The 23290-nt window shown below is 67.6% G+C and carries 22 protein-coding genes; 11 read left to right on the forward strand and 11 right to left on the reverse strand.

The features are described 5' to 3' along the window. The first annotated feature begins 65 nt into the window (after positions 1-65). Positions 66-593, forward strand: coding sequence for a hypothetical protein (locus ACR81A_RS01850; protein WP_202382365.1), 528 nt, complete (start codon positions 66-68; stop codon positions 591-593). A 16-nt stretch (positions 594-609) separates the two neighbouring features. Here the strand turns inward: ACR81A_RS01850 and ACR81A_RS01855 are convergent, their stop codons facing one another. The 3 genes from ACR81A_RS01855 to ACR81A_RS01865 are packed head-to-tail and all read right to left on the reverse strand — an operon-like array spanning position 610 to position 3253. Further along, positions 610-1296, reverse strand: a complete 687-nt coding sequence (locus ACR81A_RS01855; protein ID WP_202382364.1) for an NUDIX hydrolase — start codon at positions 1294-1296, stop codon at positions 610-612. Positions 1297-1334: 38 nt separating this feature from the next. Then, entirely contained in the window at positions 1335-1649 is a 315-nt protein-coding gene (locus tag ACR81A_RS01860; protein ID WP_337248963.1) for a hypothetical protein, read from the reverse strand. After that, complete coding sequence (locus ACR81A_RS01865) at positions 1646-3253, reverse strand: carboxyl transferase domain-containing protein (RefSeq protein WP_202382363.1); 1608 nt, start codon at positions 3251-3253, stop codon at positions 1646-1648. The genes ACR81A_RS01860 and ACR81A_RS01865 overlap by 4 nt, the downstream gene beginning before the upstream one ends. A 226-nt stretch (positions 3254-3479) precedes the next feature. On the opposite strand from ACR81A_RS01865, the gene ACR81A_RS01870 reads away from it, so the two are divergent. After that, positions 3480-4313, forward strand: a complete 834-nt coding sequence (locus ACR81A_RS01870) for a biotin--[acetyl-CoA-carboxylase] ligase (RefSeq protein ID WP_440312397.1) — start codon at positions 3480-3482, stop codon at positions 4311-4313. Between the two features lie 76 nt (positions 4314-4389). On the opposite strand, the gene ACR81A_RS01875 is transcribed toward ACR81A_RS01870, so the two are convergent. From ACR81A_RS01875 to ACR81A_RS01885, 3 genes are all read right to left on the reverse strand, one after another. Beyond that, entirely contained in the window at positions 4390-5805 is a 1416-nt protein-coding gene (locus ACR81A_RS01875) for an APC family permease (protein WP_337248962.1), read from the reverse strand. 40 nt (positions 5806-5845) lie between these two features. Further along, positions 5846-7471 carry an amidohydrolase gene (locus tag ACR81A_RS01880; protein ID WP_440312398.1) on the reverse strand — a complete coding sequence of 542 codons (1626 nt, stop codon included), beginning with the start codon at positions 7469-7471 and terminating at the stop codon, positions 5846-5848. A 135-nt stretch (positions 7472-7606) separates the two neighbouring features. Then, a complete protein-coding gene (locus ACR81A_RS01885) occupies positions 7607-9016 on the reverse strand; it encodes an amino acid permease (RefSeq protein ID WP_202382359.1) in 1410 nt (469 codons plus the stop codon). Positions 9017-9164: 148 nt separating this feature from the next. Here ACR81A_RS01885 and ACR81A_RS01890 point away from each other — a divergent pair, with 148 nt between their 5' ends. Beyond that, positions 9165-9947, forward strand: coding sequence for a TetR/AcrR family transcriptional regulator (locus ACR81A_RS01890; protein WP_202382358.1), 783 nt, complete (start codon positions 9165-9167; stop codon positions 9945-9947). A 33-nt stretch (positions 9948-9980) separates the two neighbouring features. On the opposite strand, the gene ACR81A_RS01895 is transcribed toward ACR81A_RS01890, so the two are convergent. The 4 genes from ACR81A_RS01895 to ACR81A_RS01910 form a co-directional block, all read right to left on the reverse strand. Continuing rightward, complete coding sequence (locus ACR81A_RS01895; RefSeq protein ID WP_202382357.1) at positions 9981-10790, reverse strand: ABC transporter permease; 810 nt, start codon at positions 10788-10790, stop codon at positions 9981-9983. Between the two features lie 28 nt (positions 10791-10818). Further along, positions 10819-11703: an ABC transporter permease subunit gene (locus ACR81A_RS01900; protein ID WP_202382356.1), complete on the reverse strand. Its 885-nt coding sequence runs from the start codon at positions 11701-11703 to the stop codon at positions 10819-10821. 166 nt (positions 11704-11869) lie between these two features. Then, the gene (locus tag ACR81A_RS01905) at positions 11870-13048 is read right to left on the reverse strand and encodes an ABC transporter substrate-binding protein (protein WP_440312399.1); all 1179 of its coding nucleotides are present in this window, start codon (positions 13046-13048) and stop codon (positions 11870-11872) included. An 88-nt stretch (positions 13049-13136) separates the two neighbouring features. Next, positions 13137-14216, reverse strand: coding sequence for an ABC transporter ATP-binding protein (locus tag ACR81A_RS01910; RefSeq protein WP_440312400.1), 1080 nt, complete (start codon positions 14214-14216; stop codon positions 13137-13139). Between the two features lie 181 nt (positions 14217-14397). On the opposite strand from ACR81A_RS01910, the gene ACR81A_RS01915 reads away from it, so the two are divergent. Both ACR81A_RS01915 and ACR81A_RS01920 read left to right on the forward strand, forming a co-directional pair. After that, complete coding sequence (locus ACR81A_RS01915; protein ID WP_202382353.1) at positions 14398-15204, forward strand: GntR family transcriptional regulator; 807 nt, start codon at positions 14398-14400, stop codon at positions 15202-15204. A gap of 35 nt (positions 15205-15239) precedes the next feature. Then, on the forward strand, positions 15240-15956 hold the full coding sequence (locus ACR81A_RS01920) for a hypothetical protein (protein ID WP_440312401.1): 717 nt from the start codon (positions 15240-15242) through the stop codon (positions 15954-15956). Here the strand turns inward: ACR81A_RS01920 and ACR81A_RS01925 are convergent. Beyond that, positions 15953-17083 (reverse strand): mannose-1-phosphate guanylyltransferase, encoded by a 1131-nt coding sequence (locus ACR81A_RS01925; protein WP_202382352.1) that lies wholly within the window; start codon positions 17081-17083, stop codon positions 15953-15955. The two genes, ACR81A_RS01920 and ACR81A_RS01925, sit on opposite strands and share 4 nt — an antisense overlap. 199 nt (positions 17084-17282) lie before the next feature. Between ACR81A_RS01925 and sdhC the strand changes: the two genes are divergently transcribed. From sdhC to ACR81A_RS01955, 6 genes are all read left to right on the forward strand, one after another. Beyond that, positions 17283-17699, forward strand: coding sequence for a succinate dehydrogenase, cytochrome b556 subunit (sdhC, locus tag ACR81A_RS01930; protein WP_440312402.1), 417 nt, complete (start codon positions 17283-17285; stop codon positions 17697-17699). 15 nt (positions 17700-17714) lie between these two features. Further along, positions 17715-18158 carry a succinate dehydrogenase hydrophobic membrane anchor subunit gene (locus ACR81A_RS01935; protein WP_202382350.1) on the forward strand — a complete coding sequence of 148 codons (444 nt, stop codon included), beginning with the start codon at positions 17715-17717 and terminating at the stop codon, positions 18156-18158. Between the two features lie 44 nt (positions 18159-18202). Next, entirely contained in the window at positions 18203-20035 is a 1833-nt protein-coding gene (gene sdhA, locus ACR81A_RS01940) for a succinate dehydrogenase flavoprotein subunit (protein ID WP_202382349.1), read from the forward strand. 3 nt (positions 20036-20038) lie between these two features. Further along, the gene (locus ACR81A_RS01945; RefSeq protein ID WP_202382348.1) at positions 20039-20803 is read left to right on the forward strand and encodes a succinate dehydrogenase iron-sulfur subunit; all 765 of its coding nucleotides are present in this window, start codon (positions 20039-20041) and stop codon (positions 20801-20803) included. A gap of 38 nt (positions 20804-20841) precedes the next feature. Then, the gene (locus ACR81A_RS01950) at positions 20842-21819 is read left to right on the forward strand and encodes a YihY/virulence factor BrkB family protein (RefSeq protein WP_440312403.1); all 978 of its coding nucleotides are present in this window, start codon (positions 20842-20844) and stop codon (positions 21817-21819) included. Positions 21820-21986: 167 nt separating this feature from the next. Continuing rightward, positions 21987-23288, forward strand: coding sequence for a thymidine phosphorylase (locus ACR81A_RS01955; protein ID WP_440312404.1), 1302 nt, complete (start codon positions 21987-21989; stop codon positions 23286-23288). Positions 23289-23290 lie beyond the last annotated feature (2 nt).

The following is a 23290-nucleotide window of genomic DNA, read 5'->3' on the forward strand; positions in this document are numbered from 1 at the left end:
AATGGAGTCTGCGGGATACTGGGAGATGGCCTATTCTGGGCCCACACACCCTGGGGAGGGCACACATGGAGCAGCCGGCAGCACGCGATTCGATCATGAACCGCTACGGCTCGCTCGACGAAGCCCTCGTGCACCGCAAAGCGAGTGTGCCGAACCGGGTGTTTCTCCGTCGGCTGCTCAGCCGCATGCCGATCGACCGCCTGATGCGCACCGAGGGCGGCATCCTGGTGGAACGCTCGGATGGGGCGCCCGCGGTGCAGATCTTCCGCGGGTACACCGTCGGATTCCAGAGCGAAGAAGAGATCATCGCCGTCGTGGGCGAGGCCGCACCGCGCTGGCGCAGTGTGCGGACCCCGGGCGCCTGGGCGGTCGATCACCCCGATCACGGCCGTGGCGTCGCCGCCGAAACCGAGAGCATGGAGCCGCTGGGCGGTGCGAAGAAGGCGCGATCGGGATCGCGCCGTACGGCGGCCGCGAAGCCGAAGGCCGAGCCCAAGGCGAAGCCCGCAGCAGCGCCCGAGCGCGTGCAGCCGGTATGCCCGAACTGCTTCATGCTGATGGCGCTCTCTGGCGTGTGTGGCAACTGCGCGTAGCCCTCAATCGACCGAGCTAGGGGAGCACGGGGAATTCGCGCGATGCATCCCACGGCTGCGCCCAGCCGAGCTCGTCGAATAGGGAGGCGAGCAAGATCCCGGTGAACCCCCACACCGTGTGCGAGCCGAATCGCTCGCTCAGCTGAAACGCGGCCCCGCGGTGCGTGATCCCGGGCCGCGACAGCACGGAGGTGCCGCGCGCAGCGGGCTCGAGGAGCTCGGCGACCGGCGCGCGGAATACCTCGATCGATTCCGAATGGTCTGCGGCAACCGCGCTGGGGAGGCGCCACCAGCCAACCACTGGGGTGACGAGATTGTTGCTCACCGGGATGTGCACGGGCGGTAGCGAGCCGAGCACGTCGACGCCGGCGGGGTCGAGGCCGGTCTCCTCGTTCGCTTCGCGAAGCGCCGTGGCAACCGAGTCCACGTCCTCGGGGTCGACGCCCCCGCCGGGAAACGCGATCTGCCCAGGATGGTGCCGCATGCCGTTCGCGCGGCGGGTGAGCAGCACGTCAAGCTCCGCCGGTACCGTGGCTGGCCCGGAGATCGCGGGTACGCGGTCGAGTGCGCCGAACAGAATTAACACTGCGGAGTGGCGCAGCGGGGTGTCCGCGAGCGCCCCCTGCGGTGGGAAACGCAGCGTGAGGTCGCGGTGCATGAGCGCCCGGAGCTCACGCTCGGCCTCGGCAACTGAGCGTTCCATACGGCCCAGCCTAGCCGTGACAGCTGGGCAGGTCCCGGCTAGCCCTCGATCAGCAGATCGGAGATACCCTCCGGGACGCGCTGCGAGCGCGCCCACGGCTCGCGGTCGCGGCGCGCCACGCGCTTGACGCTCTGCGTCTCCTCTGCGCGCACCTGCGTGAGCACCGCGATGACCGCGGCGCGCTCTGCCGGGCTGACCTGACGGGTGACGAACGTGATGTCCGAACCGGAGATCGCGTCGTCCTGCGGGCCGAGCTCCTCGCGCTTCGCCGCATCGCGCGCCGCCGCATCGGGCGGCAGCTGCGAGTCGGCGGGGCGAGCGAGGTCGTCGTTCGTCGTATCCACGGCGCTCACAGCGGGATGTTGCCGTGCTTCTTGGCCGGCTGCTCGGTGCGCTTGCCGCGGAGGCCGCGGAGGGACTTGATCACCGCGAGGCGGGTGCCTGCGGGCTCGAGCACGTTGTCGAGCTCGCCGCGCTCAGCCGCGAGGAACGGCGAGGTGACCTCAGCCGTGTACTTCGCGGTGAGCTCTGCACGCAGCGCCTCGACGTCCTCGCCGCGCTCGGCGGCGGCCGCGAGCTCCTTGCGGTAGAGGATGTTGACGGCGCCGGAGCCGCCCATCACGGCGATCTCAGCGGTGGGCCACGCGATGTTGAAGTCGGCGCCCATCTGCTTCGACCCCATCACGATGTACGCTCCGCCGTATGCCTTGCGCGTGATGATCGTCACGAGCGGCACGGTCGCCTCAGCGTAGGCGTAGAGCAGCTTCGCGCCGCGGCGGATGACGCCCTGCAGCTCCTGGTCCGTGCCGGGCAGGTAGCCGGGCACGTCGACGAGCGTGAGGATCGGGATCGAGAAGGAGTCGCAGAACCGCACAAAGCGCGCAGCCTTCTCGCTCGCGTCGATATTCAGCGTGCCGGCCATCTGGTTCGGCTGGTTCGCGACGATGCCGACCGTGCGGCCCTCGACGCGGCCGAAGCCGATCAGCATGTTCGGTGCGAAGAGTGGCTGGACCTCGAGGAAGTCGCCGCCATCGAGGATCGCCTCGATGACCGTCTTCATGTCGTAGGGCTGGTTCGGGCTATCCGGAATCAGCGTGTTGAGTCGGCGGTCAGCGTCCGTGATCTCAAGTGCGGTGTCGCTGTCGTAGACGGGCGCCTCAGCCAGGTTGTTGTCCGGCAGGTAGCTGATGAGTGCGCGCGCGTAGTCGAGTGCGTCGAGCTCGTCGCTTGCGAGGTAGTGGGAGACGCCGCTCGTCTTGTTGTGCGTGAGTGCGCCGCCAAGCTCCTCGAAGCCCACCTCTTCACCCGTGACCGTCTTGATGACGTCGGGGCCGGTGACGAACATGTGGCTCGTCTTGTCGACCATGATCACGAAGTCGGTGAGCGCGGGGGAGTACACCGCGCCGCCGGCCGACGGGCCCATGACGATGGAGATCTGCGGGATGACACCCGAGCACATCGTGTTCAGGCGGAAGATGTTCGCGTACTTCGAGAGCGCGACCACGCCCTCCTGAATGCGCGCCCCACCGGAGTCGAGGATGCCAAGGATGGGTGCGCCGGTCTTCAGCGCGAACTCCATGGCCTTGACGATCTTCTCGCCGGCAACCTCGCCGAGCGAGCCACCGAAGGTGGTGAAGTCCTGCGAGTACACGACGACCTGGCGGCCGTGGATCGTGCCGGCGCCGGTCACGACGGAGTCGCCGAACGGGTGGCTCTTCTCCATGCCGAAGCCCTGGCTGCGGTGCTTCACGTACTTGTCGAACTCGACGAAGGAGCCGGGGTCGAGCAGGCCGGCGATGCGCTCGCGCGCGGTCATCTTGCCGCGCGGGTGCTGCTTCGCTGCGGCTGCGGCGTCGCGGTCGCCCACGGCCTCCTGGTACTTCCGGCGGTGGTCGGCGATACGACCCGCGGTCGTGGCGGGTCCGGGGGTCGCTGAGGTGGCGTTCTCTGCAGTCACGGAAGCCAGCCTAGCGCGGCACCCATGCCGGAAGCCTCCGAACCCCTCCAACGGAATCCCAAAACCTTGGTTGAATCCCACCAAACCCGCCCCTCCCGCGCCCCTCCCGCGCCCCTCCGGATCGGGGTCACTTGGGCAGGGTGTTGGTCCGGCCCGCCCCGCGACACCCTGCCCAAGTGACCCCGATTCGCAGAGGGGAGGGGAGGATGGCAGGTAGCGTTGGGGCATGGAATTCACGCGCACGTCCGAACTCCTTCCGCGGGTGCTGTGGCGGGAGAGCTCCCCCTCAACCAACGCCGAACTGCGCGAGCTCGTGCGCGAGCGCGCGGCGGTGGGAGAGCCGCTGCCCGACGGCACGCTGCTGCTCACCTCAGACCAGACCGCGGGGCGCGGCCGCCTGGACCGGGGCTGGGTGACCCCACCCGGGCAGTCGATTGCGGCGTCCCTCCTCGTGCGCGGCGCGGGCGCGGGGCTTCCGCTCAGCTGGCTGCCGCTCCTCGTCGGGGCGGCGATGAGTTCGGCGCTGCAGTCGCGCTTCGGCGAGGGCATGCGCGTCGGCGTGAAGTGGCCGAACGACGTGCACGTGCGCGACGAGGAGGACGCGATCGCCGGGCGGCCGGGGCTCAAGCTGTGCGGGATCCTGTGCGAACTGCTGCCCGACGGCTCGGTGATCGTGGGGACGGGGATCAATCTCTTGATCCCCGACTTCGAGCTGCCGACGGGACGTGCCACCTCGCTGCTCGCCGCCGGGGCAGATGTGGGCGGCGCGGAGACGGTGTTTGATCCGGCAGGGAACGCGCTGATCGACGAGGTGCTCGCCGATTACCTGACCGCGCTGCGGCAGCTGCTCGCGCTCGCTGCGGAGAATCCGGCGGCCGCACGTGCGCGCGCCGCTCGCAACTCGCTGACGCTCGGCACCGAGGTGCGCGTACACCTGCCGGGCGACGAGATCGTGGACGGTCGCGCGCGCGAGCTCGCGTCGGACGGCTCGCTCGTGGTCGATCTGCCCACGGGGGGCCAGCTGACCGTCTCGGCGGGCGACGTGGAGCACCTCCGCTGAGCGCACTCCGGACGGCACATGACGGAGCCCGCCACCACGATTGCTGCATCGTGGTGGCGGGCTCCGTCGTGTGTGGTTAGCGAGTGCCCTCGAGCGGGTACTCCTCGCCGAGCGCGTCGATCTGCTCGGTGGTGGGATCCCCCTCTGAGAAGTCCATCATGGGCACGGGCTTGCGGAAGCCCTTCGTGACGATCGCGATGATCACGATGCCCACCACGATCCAGATTGCGCCGACGAGCCAGGTGAGGGCCTCGAGCGAGGTCCACAGCCAGATCGTGAGCGCGAAGCCAATGAGCGGCGCCACCGCGTACTTCAGCACCCGCGTGGCGGTCACGGGCTCGCGGCGCCCGCCCTTCGGGAACAGGTATGTGCGGATCACGGAGAGGTTGACCATCGCGAAGGCGGCGAGCGCGCCGAAGCTGATCATGAACGCCACGGTGTCGAGCGAGAGGAACAGGCTCGACAGCGCGAACACGGAGACCGTCACCGCGGCGACGATTGGGGTGCCGAAGCGCTGGTGCAGACGCGAGAGCGGCTTCGGGAGCATCCCGTCGCGGCCCATCGCGTAGAGGATGCGCGAAACCGACACCTGGCCGGTCATGCCCGAGCCGAACGCGCCGACCACGTACACGGCCACGAAGAAGGCGGTGAACGCCTCGCCGCCGATGTTGTTCATCACCGTCACGCCGGCCGCTTCAATTTCGGCGTCGCTGAGCGAGCTCCAATCCGGGGCGTACGCGACCGCGCCGGCCCACGACACGAGGATGAAGAACAGGCCACCGATGAGCGTGGAGAGCACGATCGCGCGGGGGATATCCTTGCGGGGGCGCTTCGCCTCCTCGGACAGGGTGGAGACCGCGTCGAAGCCGAGGAAGGAGAGCGCGAGGATCGCGGCACCCGAGGCGATCGCGCCGATGCCGCCCTCACCGAAGGTGAACGGCTCGATCAGGCTGATTTCGGTGTTGCCACCGAGCGCGTGCTTGAACGCGAGCACCATGAAGATGACCACGAGCAGCACCGACAGTGCGATGATCGCGAAGTTCACCTTGTTGACGAGGTTGATGCCCAGGATGTTGAACAGCAGCACGAGCAGCAGCGCCGCGAGCGTGAACACCCAGACCGGGATGGCGGGGAACTGCGTGTTCAGGTAGATGCCGATCAACATGAAGTTGATCATCGGGATGAACAGGTAGTCGAGCAGCATCACCCAGCCGGTGAGGAAGCCCGCAGCGCCGCCAAAGGACTGCTGCGTGTACGTGTACGCCGATCCCGCCACCGGGTATCGGCGCACCATCGCACCGTAGCTCGCCGCCGTGAACAGCATCGCGACCACCGCGATCACGTAGGCGGCCGGGAGATGCCCGTCGGTGACCTGGTTGACAATGCCGTACGTGGTGAAGACGGTAATCACCGTCATGTACGTCACCCCGAAGAGGGTGAGTCCGACCAGGCCAAGTGATCGTTTCAGTTGGGGTTGATTCGATGCGCTCACGATGTCTCCTTTGAATCGACGAAGCGTTCTTACTTGTGGATTATGGGGTGAAAGTGCGGTCTCCGGCGAGCCACGTGCCGAGCACGCGGACTTCAGCGATCGCTTCCGCCGCGATTTCGAGCGGATTTTCGGCGAGCCAGACAGCATCGGCCGTGCGACCCACTTCGAGCGTTCCGCGCGTGTCGGCCGCGAGTGCCTGGCGCGCGATGCCGCGCGTGTACGCGCCGTAGGCGGTCGCTGCGTCGACGCGCTCGTCGGGCAGCCACGCCGCGGCGCCCGGCTCCTCGTGGCTGTGGCGCGTGATCGCGGTCGACACGGCGGGGCGCCAGTCGATCGTGGTCACCGGCCAGTCGCTGCCGAACGAGATTGTCGCGCCGCTGCGGTGCACCGAGCCGATGAGGTACTGCCAGTCTTCGCGCGGGTGCCCGAGGTGCGGGATCGTGAGGTCGCGCATCACCGCGTCGCACTGGGCCCAGTACGGCTCGAAGTTCGCGATGATGTCGAGCTGCGCGAAACGGGACACATCGGCGGGGTCGAGGAGGGCCACGTGTGCGATCACGTGGTCGCGCTGCCGCGCAGGGTTCGCGGCGATGGCCGCCTCGATCGCGTCGAGCGCGCTGCGGTTCGCGGCATCACCGATTGCGTGCAGGTGCAGCTGGAAGCCGGCGGCGTCGAACGCGGTTGCGGCGGCGGTGAGCTCTGCCGCATCCCAGTTGGGCAGGCCGGTGTCGGTGGGGCGGTCGGCGTAGGGGGCGAGGAGCGCCGCCGTGTGGCTTTCAATGACGCCGTCAACGAAGAACTTCACGGTCTCGCCGCTCAGGCGGTCGGCGCCGAGCGCACGGACACTCGCGCGGCCCGAGGTGAACTCGGCGAGCTGCTCCCGCCAGCGTGCGGGGTCGGCGCGGAAGGCGAGGTTGATGCGCGTGTGCAGGCGGCCCTGCTCCGCAGCGGTGAGGTAGATGGGCAGGTCCCCGGGCTCCACCCAGGCATCCTGCACCCAGGTCATGCCGAGCGCGGCGTACTGCGTCGTTGCGCGCTCGATCGCGTCGAGCCGCTGCTCGAGCGGGAACGCGGGGACGACGTCGGCGAGGAAGTTGTTCGCTGCGGCCTCCTGCAGGGTGCCGAGCGGTGAGCCGTCTGCGCGACGCACGATGCGACCCAGATCGGGATCGGGGGTGTCCGCCGTGATGCCGCCTGCCGCGAGCGCCGCGGAGTTGACCCAGGCCGTGTGGTAATCCCAGGCGCGCAGGATGGTGGGGGTGTCGCCCGTCACCTCGTCGAGCCAGCGTGCATCGAACAGCCCGCCCTCGGAGAAGGTGGCGTCGTAGCTGCCGCCCACGATCCACTCTGCGTCCGGGTGCTCAGCCTTCCACGCGGCGACCGCGTCGATGATGCCCTGCTTGTCTGCCGCGGCACGAATTGCCGGGCCCAGCGCCTCCACGCCGCCGAGCATGGGGTGCGCGTGGCCGTCGCCGGGTGCGGGGGCGAGCGTACCGCCCGCGAGATCGATGAGCGTCGCGCCCGCGCGCTCGGCAAGCGCGGTGGCGTCCGATCCGAGCGCAACGACCGCGCCGTCTTCGAAGGCGATCGCGTCGCTCGTGAGGGGGGATCCCGATCGAGCGGGGTCAACGAGGATGGTGCCGCCGGTGAATACGGTGATGCTCATTGTCTCTGCGTCCTTGCTGCTCGGCGCCAAATCGCAGTGGCTGCGGTGCCGTGCTGGTGGGGTGGAGCGCTCCGGGGAGCGATGGAAGGGGAGGGTGAGCTGCGGCGGGGCAGTGACGCACCCGCCGCGCTCAGATTACTTGAAGGGGACGGCCTCGCCCATGGCGTCGACCACCGAGGTCTCGGGGCCCTCCGAGAAGTCCATGCGGGGCACGGGCTTGCGGAAGAAGTTCGTCTTCGCCATCAGGATGATGAGGCCGATGACGAACCAGATGCCGCCCACGATCCAGGTCATCGACTCGAGCGAGGTCCAGAGCCAAATGGTGAGGGCGAAGCCGATGAGCGGGAAGAGGCCGCGCAGGATCAGATCCTTGGCGGATCGCTGTGCCGCTTCGCCACGCTTCGGGAAGAGGTAGACGCGGATCACGGAGAGGTTGACCATCGCGAACGCCGCGAGCGCGCCGAAACTGATCATAAACGCGGCCTGCTCGAGCGTGAGGAAGAGGCTTGCGAGGGCAACAATCGACACGGTTGCCGCGGCGACCACGGGGGTGCCGAAGCGCTTCCACAGGATGCCGAGCGGCTTCGGGAGCGTTCCGTCGCGGCCCATCGAGTACAGGATGCGCGCGACCGAGACCTGGCCGGCAAGGCCGGAGCCGAAGCAGCCGGCAACCGTGAACACGACGAAGAGGATGCCCAGCCACTCGCCCGCGACGTGGTGAGCGAGCACCACGCCGGCCGCGTCGAGCAGCTCGCGCGGGGCCTGGCTCCAGTCGTCGAGGTGGTACGCGCGGGCTCCCACCCAGGACACGAAGATGAAGAGCGCACCGCCGATGAGGGCGGTGAGGATGATGGCGCGCGGGATGTCGCGGCGCGGGTGCTTCGCCTCCTCGGAGAGCGTGGACACGGCGTCGAAGCCGAGGAACGAGAGTGCGAGGATGCCGGCGCCCGTGAAGATGGGACTGAAGCCCGCCGAACCGGGGATGAAGGGTTCGATGAAGCTCGGGGCGTTCGGATCGGCGATGGCCGTCTTGATCGCGAACACGGCGAAGATGATCACCGCGGCGGCCGAGATGCTCACAATGACGATGTTCAGCTTGTTGACGAGGTTGATGCCGAGCACGTTGAAGACGAAGACCGCGATCAGCGTGATGAGCGAGACGATCCAGGCCGGCACGCTGGGGAACTGCGTGGACACGTAGAGGCCGAGGATCATGAAGTTGATCATCGGGATGAAGAGGTAGTCGAGCAGCAGTACCCAGCCGGTGAGGAAGCCTGCACCGCCGCCGAAGGCCTGCTGCGTGTAGGTGTATGCCGAGCCGGCCACGGGGTACTTGCGCACCATCGCCGCGTAGCTGTTCGCGGTGAAGAGCATGGTGAGCAGGGCGATGACGTACGCGAGGGGCAGCTTGCCCTCGGTGATCTGGTTCACGATGCCGTAGGTGGTGAATACGGTCGCGACCGCCATGTACGCGAGGCCGAAGAGGACGAGGCCTCCGAGGCCAAGCTCTCGTTTCAGCCCGTTTCGTGCGGCGGGTTCTGTCACTGGATCTCCTTTGATGCGGTTCGTGCGGACTCGTAAATGAACAGGGTTCTTTTACGGTCGGGAGTGAGACTAGTACGAAACGCGCCCGAGCGCGACTCTGAACCCGCGCACGTGTCGGATCGTGGCAAGCTGGGTGCGGAGGAACACGATGTCGACACCGGCGAAGAAGCCCACCCCCACCCGCGATCCCAGCGGAACCGGAGGGGGGACGAGCGCACCGGCCGCGCCCAAACGGCGCGTTGGGCGGCCGCGCGACCGTGTCCTGTCTCGCCGCCTCATCCTCGAAACCGGGCTGCGCCTCATCGACGAGCGCGGCGCGCACGGCGTCGGTATGCGTGCCATCGCGAGCGAGCTCGGCGTGCGGCCGTCGGCCCTGTACAACCACATTGAGGGTGAGGCCGAGCTTATCGCCGGAGTGCGTGAGCTGATCAGCGACCGCATCGCGGTCGACATGTTCGCAGACAAGCCCTGGGACGACGCGCTCGCCGGCTGGGCCACGCACTACCGCAACACGTTTGCGGCGCATCCCCCCACAATTGCGCTGCTTGCCACCCTGCCGCTCGCTGAGAACTCGATTACCTCGCAGATGTACGAGGCGGTGATCGCCGCGCTCGTGCGCGCCGGCTGGCCGGGCGACCGTGCGCTGTCGCTCATGGTGGCGCTCGAGTCGTTCATCCTCGGCTCGGCGCTCGACCTTGCGGCGGATGACACGATGCTCGATCCTGGTCCGCGCGACGACGTGCCCGAATTCTCCGCGGCCTATGCCGCACGCGCGGCACACCTCGCCGAACGGGGCGGCCGGGCCGCAGACCTGGCGTTTGAGCTCGGCCTCCGCGCGATCCTCACCGGCTTCCGGGCCGAGTACACGGCGCTCGGGTTTCGGCCGCATGATTCCGCGCGCGAAAACGCGGGGCCGGAGTCATCAGACTGACCCCTGCCCCGCGTCCCCGCCCGTGACTCCGGGCTACTTTACGTCGCCCGCGGCCGACGCCTTCTGCGAGAAGTACACGGGAATGAGGGAGAGCAGAATCATGATCGTCGCAACGACGTTCACTTGATTCACCTCGTTGGGGCGGGCCATCTGGTTCATGATCCAGAGCGGCAGCGTCTCCACTCCGGGCGGCGCGGTGAAGATCGTCACCACGATCTCGTCGAAGGACAGCGCGAATGCGAGCAGGCCGCCCGCGATGAACGAGCTGCGGAACTGCGGGAACGTCACGAGGCGGAAGGTCTGGCCGATCCCGGCACCGAGGTCCATCGAGGCCTCCTCGAGGTTCGGGTTCATGCGGCGCAGGCGTGCAATCACGTTGTTGAACACCATCACCACACAGAACGTGGCGTGCGCGATGATCATGCCCCAGTAGCCCACGTGGATCCCCATGGGCTTCAGCACCTGGTGGAACGTGTTCGAGAGCGCGACACCCGTGACGATGCCGGGCAGCGTGATCGGCAGCACGATCAGTAGGTTGACCGTCTGCTGACCGAAGAAGCGGAAGCGCTGCAGGGCGAACGCCGCGAGCGTGCCGAGCACGAGGGCGATTGCGGTGGCGATGAGCGCGACCACCACCGAGTTGAGCACTGCTGCGTGCACCGCCGGGTTGACGAGCGCCTTCTGCCACCACTCGAGCGAGAATCCCGGGATGGGCCAGCCGGCCACCCGGCCGGAGTTGAACGAGTTCATGACAATCACGAAGAGCGGGATGTACATGAAACCGAGCGCGATGAGCGTGACGAGGGCGAGAACGATCTTGGTCCCGCGGTTCAGGCGAAGCATGGAGGTCTCCTTGTCGAGCCGGATCGGGCTACAGATTGTTCAGCGCGCCTGTGCGGCGCACGGCGGTGAGGTAGATGACCACGAGCACGATCGGCACGACCGAGAACGCAGCGGCGAGCGGCGGGTTCAAGTTGATGTTCTGCGCGATGATGCTGCCGATCATCTGCGTCGAGCCGCCCACGTACATCGCGGAGATGTAGTCGCCGAGGCTCAGCGAGAACGTGAAGATCGAGCCGGCGATGAGAGAGGGGAGCAGCAGGGGAGCGACCACCGTGCGGATCGTGCGCGCACCGCTCGCGCCGAGATCGGAGGACGCGTCAAAGAGGTTGGTCGGGATCTGCGAGACCGCCGCATACACGGGGATCGCCATGTACGGGAACCACAGGTACACGAGCGTGAGGATCACGGTGAGCACCCCGAAACCGGGGCCCTCGATCCCGAGCGGCGAGAGCGCCCAGTTGAAGAAGCCGGAGTCGGTCCACACGAGGCGCATCGCGATCACCTTCACGAGGTAGCCCGCCCAGAGCGGCAGCGTGATGAGGATCGCGAGTGTGGCGCGCAGCTTGGGCCCGGCCACCTTCGCCATGAACACGGCGAGCGGGATCGACACGAGCGCGCAGATCGCGGTCACGGCGAGCGCGATGCCGAGCGTGCGCAGTGCCGTGGCGAGGTACGCCGGCACGGTGAACAGCTGCTGGAAGTTCGCGAGCGTGAAACCGGGCTTCACGCGCGAGGTGAACGGATCCGTGGTCCAGAACGCAGTGATGAGCAGCAGCGCAAGGGACAGGATGTAGACCCCGACAAGCCACGTCATCGGCAGCGCGAGGAGCGAGGCGAGGCGTGCGCGGGGGTGCCGCGCGAGCGCGGTGGACAGGGGCTTGCGGCGGCGTTCGAGAACGTTGTGTGTGCTCACGGGGCTTCCTCGCTGCGAGAGACGGTGGCTGGTGGGGAATAGCGCGCGGCGGTGCGCGTTGTGACTGTGCGGGGGGAAGGGGCGCCTCGCACCCCGGATGGGATGGGGTGTGGATCCGCGTCGGCGACGCGGCGCGGATCCACCTCCCACGTGTGGTTCGAGGCGGTTAGCCCTTCACCGTGGCCCAGGCGTTCGTCCAGTCCTGGTAGTTCGTGCACTTCACGTCGGTGCGGCCGTCGAGGCACTGGTCAATCGGGGTCGTCCAGAACCACACCTGCTTGTAGTAGTCCTCGTCGGTGGCGTTGAAGTAGTCGCAGTGCGCCTTCGCCTCATCGTTCAGCTCGCAGAACGCGCCGTTGGCCGGGCCCATGCCGAAGTTCATGGCGATCGCGCCGTTCACCTCGGGAGCGGAGGTGTAGTCCATCCACGCGTACGCGCAGTTCGGGCTCTTCGCCTCGGTGGCAAGCATCCACGCGTCAGACCAGCCCGTTGCTCCCTCCTGTGGGAGCACGCTCTTGAACTTGTCGTCCTGCGTAGCCTTGCGCAGCACCTCCCACGAAGTGCCGACAACCGAGTTGCCGCCCGTAAACGAGGTGACGTTCGTGGCGGGCGACCAGTACTCGGAGACCATCGCGTTCTGCTGCTTCAGGAGCTCGGTCGCCGCAGCGAGCTGATCGGCGTCGAGCGCGTAGGGGTTCGTGATCCCGAGATCCGGCTGGTGCTCCATCAGGTAGATCGCGGCGTCGGCGATGTAAATGGGGCTGTCGTAGGCGGCGATCTTGCCGGCGTAGGGGCTGTCCTTCTCCCACACGACGTCCCAGCTGTCGGGTGCCTCGGTGACGACCTCGCTGTTGTACTCGAGGATGTTCGCGCCGCGGCCGATCGGAATGCCGTAGACGTTGCCGTTCAGCGTGTCGTAGAGCTGCCCCTTCATGCCCTCAACGATGTCGTCGCCGAAGTTGGGAATCAGTTCGGTGTTGAGCGGCTGCACGTTGCCGTCGACGATGAGGCGGAGGCTCGCGTCGCCCGAGGCAGACACGAGGTCGTACTCGCCTGTACGCATGAGCTGCACCATCTCGTCGCTCGTCGCGGCCACCTTGCGGTTGACCACGCAGCCCGTGTCGGCGGTGAACTGATCGGCCCAGGCCGGCTCGACGAAGCCCGACCACGCGACGATGTTCACCTCCTTCTCCATATCGCCCAGCTTGTCCATCGCCGGGATTTCGGGGACATCGATCGAGACGCCGCCAGCGCTGTCGCCGCCGCCATCGGTGCTCGAACAGCCCGCGAGGGCCAGGCCGACCGCGGCAACGAGGGCCGCGGGGGCGAGCAGTTTCTTATTCATCGGAACTCCTGTGTTGTCGATTGAGTGTGGTGGGTGGATCGGGTCCGGGCGCCGGGTGTGCTTCAGGGGGTGGGCCGGCGCCCGGAGCTTAGGCTGCAGCCGGAACCGCGGCGGCGCTCGGCACGGCGACCGCGTGGTCCCGTGCGAAGCGCAAGCTCACCGTGTCGCCGCGCGAGATGCTGGGGTGGAGGTGCGGGGTGTGCGAGTTCTGCTTCTCGGCGATGAACCGCACGCCGCCTTCGGTCTCGACGAGGTAGCGGGTGTGCGCACCCGCGTACACCGCCTCGATGACGCTGCCCGGCAGCGCGACGGTGCCGGACTCGACGGGGGCGGTGGGGTCGGCGAGCTGCACGCGCTCGGGCCGCACGCTGTGCGCGGTGCCGACGCCGAGGATGCGCTGCGCGGCGTCGCCCGCGAGGAAGTTCGTGATGCCGAGGAAGCGCGCAACGAACTCGGTTTGCGGGAACTCGTACACCTCGCGGGGGCTGCCGACCTGCTCGATCTTGCCGCCGTTAAACACCGCCACGCGGTCGGAGAGCGTCAGGGCCTCTTCCTGGTCGTGGGTGACGAACACGAAGGTGATGCCCACCTCGCGCTGAATCTGCTTCAGCTCGAACTGCATCTGTTCGCGCAGCTGCTTGTCGAGAGCGCCGAGCGGCTCATCGAGGAGTAGCACCTTGGGGCGCAGGATCAGGGCGCGAGCGAGGGCGATGCGCTGGCGTTGGCCGCCCGAGAGCTGCGAGGGGCGGCGTTCGGCGAGGTGCCCCAGCTGCACCTGCTCGAGTGCTTCGGTGACGCGGGTCGCGCGCTCGACCTTGCCGACCCCGCGAACCTTCAGCCCGTAGGCCACGTTTTCGGCGATCGTGAGGTGGGGGAAGAGTGCGTAGTCCTGGAAGACGGTGTTGACCTCGCGGTCGAACGGCGCGGACTTCGTGACGTCGGCGCCGTGCAGCAGGATCTTGCCCGCGCTCGGCTCTTCGAAGCCTGCGATCATCCGCAGCACGGTCGTCTTCCCGGAGCCCGAGGGGCCGAGCATGGAGAAGAACTCGCCCGCGCGGATGTCGATGTCGAGCTCGTTGACGGCGACGAGATCACCGAACTGCTTGCGCACGCCCTGGACGGAAACCGCAATGTCTGCGCCGTCGGCGTGTGGGGTGGGGTGGGGCATGGTGCGCTGCTCCTCAACGTCGTTGTCGAACCAATGAGAAGAACCATAACATATGGGTTTATAGGTTAAATACCCGAGTGAGACCGCGAAGATCACGATTCGATGACGGAGCGGCACAGCCATTCCTCACGTTTCGCGTGACAGACTCGACGGAAGCCTGAACTCGACCCGGAGGAGACACGTGAGCGGAACGCTGCTTGACTCGCCCCCGAGTCGCCTCCGCACCGCGGCCTTCGCCCCGATCGGCGAGGAAGGACGCACCGAGCTCGTCGAGTCACGCATCGTGCAGGCCATCTCGGTCGGCGCATTCATCGAGGGGGAGCGGCTGCCCAGCGAGACTGAGCTCTCCGCGCTGCTCGGCGTCGCCGTGGTGACGGTGCGCGAGGCGCTCGGCACGCTGCGCCACCGCGGGCTCATCGAGACGCGCCGCGGGCGCAACGGAGGCAGCTTCGTGCGCCCGAGTCACCGCGCGGTCGAAGAGGTGAACGCCCGCGCGCTCATGGCGATGCCGCGCGTCGCGCTCGCCGACCTGGGAGTGCACTACGAGGTGATTGCCGCGGCCTGCGCGGAGTACGCGTGCCAGCGCGCCACCCCAGAGGAGCTCGGCGTTGTTGCCGGCATCTTGGAGGACGCCCGCGAGCTCGACCGGGCGGCTTGGCGCCGCCGCATCACCGAGGCGCAGCTCGAACTCGCAGCACTGAGCCAGTCGGTGCGACTCACGAATGAGCACGTTCGTGTGCAGACCGAGTTCACCCCGCTGCTCGCGCTTCAAGATTTGGATCGGGCCGCACGCATGGCCACCCACGATGGGCTTGTCGCGCAGATTGCCGCGACGCAGGCCGGGGACGTGTCCGCGGCGCGCTCCGCCGTGCGGGACGCGGTGCGCTCCTCGGTGCGCTGGCTGGTCTCGTTTCGAACCGAGCTGCTTGCGCGTCCCCAGAGTGACGACGTTCATGACACACTAGAAGCTCGCAGCCGCGGGGAATGATCGTCGCGGAGGCCTCAACGCAGAGGAGGAACGACGTGCAGCAGTTGCTGGAACACGAGCTTGACCGCGCACTCGCACGCGTTGAGGAGTTCTTTGATGGCGTCTTTGCGCCCCTGGAAGCCTGGCTGCCACAGCTCCGCGCGCAGCTCGCCGAGCAGCTCCGCGACGGCCGGATGACAGGCCCGCAGCTGGCGGCGCTTGTCGAGGCCGACGCACACGCGGTGCTCGACACCGTTGATCGGCCCGTCTATGGCGCGGGCTACTGCGCGAGCGACGCCGTGGTGTCCGAGGGGAATCCGCTCGCCTGGTGGCAGGGCGCCGAGCGCGGTCTACTTGCTTCCTCCACCTTTGGGCCGGGGCAGGCCGCAATCGACCTCGTGCGCCTGGAGTGGTACCGCGTGCCCGAAGCAACCGGGTCGCGCCACATCGCCGGCCCGTTCGTCGACTACCTGTGCTCGAACGAGATCACCATCACCTCCGCGCTGCCCGTCGAGCTCGACTCCGGCTTCGTGGGCGTGATCTGTGCCGACGTGCTCGTCTCCGCGCTCGAAGATGCCCTGCACGCAGAACTCAGCTGCGGGGTCACCCTGATCAACGCGAGCGGCCGCGTCATCCTCTCGAGCGAGGCCGAGTGGCAAACGGGCGACCGCTTCCCGGGCGTCGACCCCGAGCGCGGGCTCGCGGGCTTGCCGGACGCGGTGCGCGTGGCTGGCTCCGCGCGCTACCCGTTCGCGCTCGTCGCGTCACACTAGAGCAGGTGGCCGCCGCCTGACACCTTCATGCGGTTGACCAGGTTCTTCACGTCTTGCGCGCGACGCTTCGACGTAACCAGCAGCACGTCCGCGGTGTCAACGACCACGACGTCCTCGACGCCCACGAGGGCGACGAGCCGATCGCTTTCGGACACCACGATCCCGCTCGAGGCATCGGAGAGCACCTGCGCGCCATCGCCGAGCACGGCGAGGTCGCTGCCACGCCCGCGGGTGAGGAGGTTCGCGACGGAGGCGAAGTCACCCACATCATCCCAATCGAAGTGTGCGGCAACGCACACCATCTTGCCCGCCGCTGCCGCGGGCTCAGCAACCGTGTAGTCGATAGCAATCTTCGGCAGGGTGGGCCAGAGCCGCTCGCGCGCAGCCGCGCCCTGCTCCGTGTCCCAGCTCGCCGCCATTTCGCGCAACGCCCGAACGAGCTCGGGCTCGGCGAGCGCCATCTGATCGAGCAGCACCGTGGCGCGCGCAATGAACATGCCCGCGTTCCAGAGGTAGCCGCCGTGTGCGAGGTACTCCTCAGCCTTCGTGGCGTCCGGCTTCTCCACGAACTCGGTGACCTCGTACACGTCGAACGGGGCGAGATCGCCGCGCGCCTGGCCGCAGGAGATGTAGCCGAAGCCCGTCGCCGGGTGTGAGGGGTGGATGCCGATGGTTGCGATGTACCCCTGGTCCGCCGCCTGAACCGCGGTGGTCACGGCGCGCTGGAACAGCACATCGCCACGAATCACATGATCCGCCGCGAATGAGCCCAGAATCGCATCGGGATCGCGGAGCTCAAGGAGCGCCGCAGCGAGGCCAATGGCCGCCGAGGAGTCTTTCGGTTCACTCTCCGTGACGAGGTTCTCGCTCAGCAGTTCGGGCAGTTGCTCCGCAACCGACTCGCGGTGAGACACTCCCGTGACCACCATGAGGCGCTCTGCCGGGGCGATCGGGGTGAGGCGATCCCAGGTAGCTCGCAGCAACGAGTCACCCGAACCTGTGAGGTCCAGCAGAAACTTCGGGGCGTTGGCGCGGGAGAGCGGCCAGAGCCGGGATCCCACGCCGCCAGCGGGAATCACGCAGGTGAGCCGGTCAATAGCGGGGCTGGGCGCGGGTGCGTCGGTCATACAGCCAGACTACCCGGGTGCCCTGAGCGAGGTTCCGGGCGTGGTGCCGAGCATGCACGCGAATGGTGTCATAATGGGGACGCAGTGGATTCTCAGCCATGCACGCTTCCGGGGGCGCCTCGAATGCGATAGCCGTGTCTGGGACCGCACAGTCAGCTGCCGGGGATCACCCGACAAAGCAGGACCAAGGAGGAAGCCCGTGTCAGCCCAAACGGCAGAGGCCGCGCCCGCGGTAAAGCAGAAGAGCCGCCCGGGCGGCACGCTCTACCGCGGCAATGAAGGAATGTGGTCGTGGGTGCTGCATCGCATCACCGGCGTTGCCATCTTCTTCTTCCTGCTCGTACACGTGCTCGATACGGCACTCATTCGCGTGAGCCCTGAGGCATACAACGCCGTCATGGGCACGTACAAGACGCCCGTCATGGGCCTCGGCGAGGCCGCGCTGGTCGCCGCCATCGTCTTCCACGCGTACAACGGCATTCGCATCATCCTCGTCGACTACTGGCGCAAGGGCGCGCAGTACCAGCGCGTGATGTTCTGGATCGTCATCGGCCTCTGGGTCGTGACGATGGCAGGCTTCCTGCCTCGCCACCTGATGAACGTTTTCGGTCACTAAGCGAGGAGTAGAGACATGACGATGACGATTGACGCTCCGCGCTCGCAGACCCCCGCCAAGAAGCGCACCAACTGGGAGAAGTGGGGCTGGATCTACATGCGCGTCTCCGGCGTGCTCCTCCTGGTTCTCGTGTTCGGACACCTGGCCTCCAACCTGCTCCTCACCGAGGGTGGCGTTCACGCCATCAACTTCGGTTTCGTTGCGGGCAAGCTCGCGAGCCCGTTCTGGCAGATCTGGGACACCCTCCTGCTCTGGCTCGCACTCATCCACGGCGCGAACGGCATGCGCACCATCGTGAACGACTACGTGACCCGTCCCGGGCTTGCGAAGGCGTTCAAGGTTGCCCTGTTCCTGTCGGCCGCGCTGCTCATCCTGCTCGGCACCTTCGTGATCTACACGCTTGATCCCTGCCCCGCGGGCGCGGATCCGGCGCTGGTCGCGTCCTTCTGCAAGGCATAACCGGGTCTCCGGCACAGGTTTTCTGAAACGAGAATAGGAATCACGTGACTACAGATACCCACCAGGGCGAAGAAGTTACCGTCAAGGACGGCGTCACCTACCACCAGTTCGATGTGGTGATTGTCGGCGCCGGTGGCGCGGGCATGCGTGCTGCCATCGAGGCTGGCCCCAAGGCGAAGACCGCGGTCATCACGAAGCTGTACCCCACCCGTTCGCACACCGGTGCGGCGCAGGGCGGCATGGCCGCGGCGCTCGCCAACGTCGAGGACGACAACTGGGAGTGGCACACCTTTGACACCGTCAAGGGCGGCGACTACCTCGTCGACCAGGACGCGGCTGAGATCCTCGCGAAGGAGGCCATCGACGCGGTCATCGACCTCGAGAACATGGGCCTTCCCTTCAACCGCACGCCGGACGGGAAGATCGACCAGCGTCGCTTCGGCGGCCACACCCGCGATCACGGCAAGGCTGCGGTGCGCCGCGCCTGCTACGCAGCAGACCGCACGGGCCACATGATCCTCCAGACGCTGTTCCAGAACTGCGTGAAGCTGGGCGTCAACTTCTTCAACGAGTACTACGTGCTCGACCTCGTCATGACTGAGGTCGATGGCGTGAAGAAGCCCTCGGGCGTCGTCGCGTACGAGCTCGCGACGGGTGCGCTGCACGTCTTCCAGGCCAAGTCGATCGTCTTCGCCACCGGTGGCTTCGGCAAGGTGTTCAAGACGACGTCGAACGCACACACCCTCACGGGCGACGGCGTCGGCATTGTTTGGCGCAAGGGCCTGCCGCTCGAGGACATCGAGTTCTACCAGTTCCACCCGACCGGCCTTGCCGGCCTTGGCATCCTCCTCACCGAGGGCGCACGCGGTGAGGGCGCTATCCTCCGCAACGCCTCGGGCGAGCGCTTCATGGAGCGCTACGCGCCCACGATTAAGGACCTCGCGCCGCGCGACATCGTCGCCCGCTCGATGGTGCAGGAAGTGCTCGACGGCCGCGGCGCCGGCCCGCACAAGGACTACGTCTACCTCGACTGCACCCACCTGGGCGCCGAGGTGCTCGAGACGAAGCTCCCCGACATCACCGAGTTCGCGCGCACCTACCTGGGTGTCGACCCGGTGACCGAGCCCGTTCCCGTGTTCCCCACCGCGCACTACGCGATGGGCGGCATCCCCACGAACAACGACGCGCAGGTGCTCTCGGACAACACGACCGTCGTTCCCGGCCTCTACGCCGCCGGCGAGTGCGCGTGCGTTTCGGTGCACGGCTCGAACCGCCTCGGCACCAACTCGCTGCTTGACATCAACGTGTTCGGCAAGCGCTCGGGCAACCACGCTGCCGACTACGCGCAGACGGTTGACTTCACGCCGCTGCCCGAGGACCCCGCAGCGTTCGTCCGCGACATGGTCGAGGGCTTCCGCAACGGAAACGGCACCGAGCGCGTCGCAGACATCCGCAAGGAGCTGCAGGAGGCCATGGACCGCGGCGCTCAGGTGTTCCGCACCGAGGAGTCGCTCACCGAGGTGCTCGGTGTGATTCACGAGCTGCGCCTGCGCTACCAGAACGTTGGCGTGCAGGATCGCGGCCAGCGCTATAACACCGATCTGCTCGAGGCGATCGAGCTCGGCTTCCTGCTCGACCTCGCAGAGGTGCTCGTCTTCGCTGCGCGTAACCGCAAGGAAAGCCGCGGCGGCCACATGCGCGACGACTACCCGAAGCGCGACGACGAGAACTACATGCAGCACACGATGGCGTACCTCACGGGCAACCCGCACTCGGCGAACCCCGAGGACCACATCCGTCTGGATTGGAAGCCCGTCGTTATGACGAAGAACGAGCAGGGCGAACTGCGGTACCCGCCGCTGGAGAGGAAGTACTAGGCCATGAGCACCGTTACCACCGAGGCTCCCGCACAGGTCGAGGAAGCCCCCAAGCCGTTCACCGTCACCCTGCTGGTGCGTCGCTACCTGCCCGAGTCCGGGCGTGAGGCGTACTGGGAGGACTTCGACGTCGAGATGTATCCGACGGACCGAATCCTTGACGCCCTGCACCGCATCAAGTGGGATCAGGACGGCACGCTGTCCTTCCGCCGCTCGTGCGCGCACGGCATCTGTGGCTCGGACGCGATGCGTATCAACGGTCGCAACCGCCTGGCCTGCAAGACGCTGATCAAGGACCTCGATATCTCGAAGCCGATCTACGTTGAGGCGATTAAGGGCCTGCCGCTCGAGAAGGATCTCATCGTCGACATGGAGCCGTTCTTCGCGGCATACCGTGAGGTGCAGCCCTTCCTCGTGTCGAACTCGGCCCCCGAGGGCGGCAAGGAGCGCATTCAGTCGATCGAGGATCGCGAGCGCTTCGACGACACGACCAAGTGCATCCTCTGCGCGGCGTGCACCACCTCGTGCCCCGTGTTCTGGACCGACGGTCAGTACTTCGGCCCCGCCGCGATCGTCAACGCGCACCGCTTCATCTTCGATTCGCGCGATGACAACGCTCAGGTCCGCCTCGACGTGCTGAACGACACCGAGGGCGTGTGGCGTTGCCGCACCACCTTCAACTGCACCGACGCCTGCCCGCGTGGCATCCAGGTGACCAAGGCAATTGCCGAGGTCAAGGCTGCGATCCGCACCGGCAAGACCTCTTAAGTCCCGGCTGCGGGCCGCAAGCCCGCTAGCATGGCATCATGACGACGCCCCGTGACGCTTCTCCAGCCGCCGCTGAGGAAACGACCGGGGCGTCTCGTGTGTCTGAGGTGGTGCGCCAGGGGATGACCCTGTGGCAGCGTGCGCAGCGCCTGCACCCCGTGCGCACCTTCTCACACTTCACGAACGTGGGCGGCAGCGTGCTCTCCGGCGGCATGAGCTACCAGGCACTCTTCGCCGTGTTCGCGGGGCTCTGGCTCGGCTTTGGCATCTTCGGGATCGTGCTGAGTGGCCGGCCCGAGCTCGTTGACACGCTCGTCGATCAGCTCAACACGTTTGTGCCCGGGCTCGTCGGGCCGGGCCACGGCTACGCGGTCGACATCAGCATGCTGCTCCAGGGGCGCACCTTCAACTGGGGCAGCATCGTTGCCGGTGGTGCGCTCGTCTGGGTGGCGCTCAACTGGTTCACCGGCACCCGTCGCTCCATTCGCATCATTTTCGGCCTCGAGGTCAAGGAGTATCGCAACGCGCTCCTGCTGAAGTTGCGCGACCTCGCGCTTGCGGTCGGCTTCTTTGTCGCCATCCTCGTGTCCGCGGGCCTCACCGTGCTCAGTTCGGGCCTCGCAGACTGGCTGCTCGGACTCATCGGCGCGGACGGCGACAGCTGGTTCTTCGGTTGGCTCGGCACGCTCGTGCGCTACGGCGCGATGTTCGTGTTTGACGTGCTCGTGCTCATGGCGATGCACCGCCTGCTCGCTGAAGTGCGCGTGCCGCGCTGGGCGTTGCTCACCGGGTGCGCGCTCGGCGGTGCGGCGCTGCTCGGACTGAAGATTCTCGGTTCCGCGCTGCTGGGCGGCGCGACGAGCAACCCGCTCCTCGCCACCTTCGCGGTGTTCGTTGGTCTGCTCCTCTGGTTCAACTTCATCTGCCGCGCGCTGCTGCTCACCTCGTGCTGGATCGCGACGGGGCAAGACCGCACCCTGGGCCTGCCCGAGGCCCCACCCCCGCACGCTGCCTGATCTGCGCCGCGCTGCGGCCTGCCAGCCCACGTTCCCGCCGAATCGGGGTCAGTTTGGCAGGGTGTCGCTTTCAGGTGCTCGGCGACACCCTGCCCAAGTGACCCTGAAAGCTGTGGGTGTGGGGAAAGGTCGGCGTGGCGCAGAGCCGAGGGGCTTAGGCTGGCGGCATGGTGAACGCGCACGTGACCGAGCCCCACGACGTTGTCGATCTGATCAACACCAAACGCCACGCGGGGGAGCTTCGCCCCGACGAGATCGCCTGGGTGGTCGACGCGTTCACGCGCGGCGTTGTGGCCCCCGAGCAGATGAGCGCACTGCTCATGGCCATCGTGATTCAAGGGATGGGGCGCCGCGAGATCCGCGAGCTCACCGCGGCGATGATCGCGAGCGGCGAGCGCCTCTCGTTCACAGGCCTCGGCCGCCCGGCCATCGACAAGCACTCGACGGGCGGCGTCGGCGACAAGATCACCCTGCCGCTCGTGCCACTCCTCGCCTCGCTCGGTGTCGCCGTGCCGCAGCTGTCGGGGCGTGGCCTGGGCCACACGGGTGGCACGCTCGACAAGCTCGAATCGATCCCGGGCTGGCGCGCCGCCCTCTCGAACGAGGAAATGTACGCGGTGCTGCGGGACACGGGCGGCGTGATCTGCGCCGCAGGATCGGGCCTTGCCCCTGCTGACCGCGCGATGTACGCGCTTCGCGACGTCACGGGGACAGTCGCAGCGGTGCCGCTCATCGCGTCGTCCATCATGAGCAAGAAGATCGCTGAGGGCGCCGATGGTCTCGTGCTCGATGTGAAGTTCGGCTCCGGGGCGTTCCTTCCCGACCTGACGGACGCGCAGGAGCTCGCACAGACCATGGTGCAGCTCGGCGCCGACTCCGGCCTGCAGACGGTGGCGCTGCTCACCGACATGGACGCCCCGCTGGGCCGCTCGGTGGGCAACGCGAACGAGGTGCGCGAGTCGGTCGAGGTGCTGGCCGGCGGCGGCACCGCAGACGTGGTCGAGCTGACGCTTGCGCTGGCCCGCGAGATGCTTGACCTCGCCGGCTTCACCGATGTCGACCCCGCCCCCGCGCTTACCGACGGGCGGGCCATGGACTCGTGGCGGCGCCTCATCGCAGCGCAGGGCGGCGACCCCGACGCAGAGCTCCCCGTTGCACGTGAAACCGAGATCGTTCGGGCTGCCACCGACGGCATCGTGCAGCGAGTCGACGCGCGCGCCGTGGGCGTCGGTGCGTGGCGGCTGGGCGCGGGCCGCGCGCGGCCGGGTGACCCGGTCGACCATGCCGCGGGGGTTGAGGTGCTCGTGCGCCCGGGTGACACTGTGCGCGCGGGCGATCCGCTCTTCGAGGTGCGCTGCGATACGCCGGGCCGACTGGCCCGCGGGCTCGAGTCTCTTGCAACCGCGGTTGAGCTGGGTGAGGCCGCCCCGACCGTGCGTCCGCTTGTTGCAGGGCGCGTGGTCGCCTAACT

This window comes from Leucobacter chromiireducens (assembly GCF_051993095.1).
GTDB classification, from domain to species: domain Bacteria; phylum Actinomycetota; class Actinomycetes; order Actinomycetales; family Microbacteriaceae; genus Leucobacter; species Leucobacter chromiireducens.

Coding starts and splice junctions, on each gene's coding strand:
- ACR81A_RS01850 (WP_202382365.1), top strand. CDS start 66: ATGGAGCAGCCGGCAGCACGCGATTCGATCATGAACCGCTACGGCTCG.
- ACR81A_RS01855 (WP_202382364.1), bottom strand. CDS start 1,296: ATGGAACGCTCAGTTGCCGAGGCCGAGCGTGAGCTCCGGGCGCTCATG.
- ACR81A_RS01870 (WP_440312397.1), top strand. CDS start 3,480: ATGGAATTCACGCGCACGTCCGAACTCCTTCCGCGGGTGCTGTGGCGG.
- ACR81A_RS01880 (WP_440312398.1), bottom strand. CDS start 7,471: ATGAGCATCACCGTATTCACCGGCGGCACCATCCTCGTTGACCCCGCT.
- ACR81A_RS01890 (WP_202382358.1), top strand. CDS start 9,165: ATGTCGACACCGGCGAAGAAGCCCACCCCCACCCGCGATCCCAGCGGA.
- ACR81A_RS01895 (WP_202382357.1), bottom strand. CDS start 10,790: ATGCTTCGCCTGAACCGCGGGACCAAGATCGTTCTCGCCCTCGTCACG.
- ACR81A_RS01905 (WP_440312399.1), bottom strand. CDS start 13,048: ATGAATAAGAAACTGCTCGCCCCCGCGGCCCTCGTTGCCGCGGTCGGC.
- ACR81A_RS01910 (WP_440312400.1), bottom strand. CDS start 14,216: ATGCCCCACCCCACCCCACACGCCGACGGCGCAGACATTGCGGTTTCC.
- ACR81A_RS01925 (WP_202382352.1), bottom strand. CDS start 17,083: ATGACCGACGCACCCGCGCCCAGCCCCGCTATTGACCGGCTCACCTGC.
- ACR81A_RS01935 (WP_202382350.1), top strand. CDS start 17,715: ATGACGATGACGATTGACGCTCCGCGCTCGCAGACCCCCGCCAAGAAG.
- ACR81A_RS01945 (WP_202382348.1), top strand. CDS start 20,039: ATGAGCACCGTTACCACCGAGGCTCCCGCACAGGTCGAGGAAGCCCCC.
- ACR81A_RS01950 (WP_440312403.1), top strand. CDS start 20,842: ATGACGACGCCCCGTGACGCTTCTCCAGCCGCCGCTGAGGAAACGACC.
- ACR81A_RS01955 (WP_440312404.1), top strand. CDS start 21,987: ATGGTGAACGCGCACGTGACCGAGCCCCACGACGTTGTCGATCTGATC.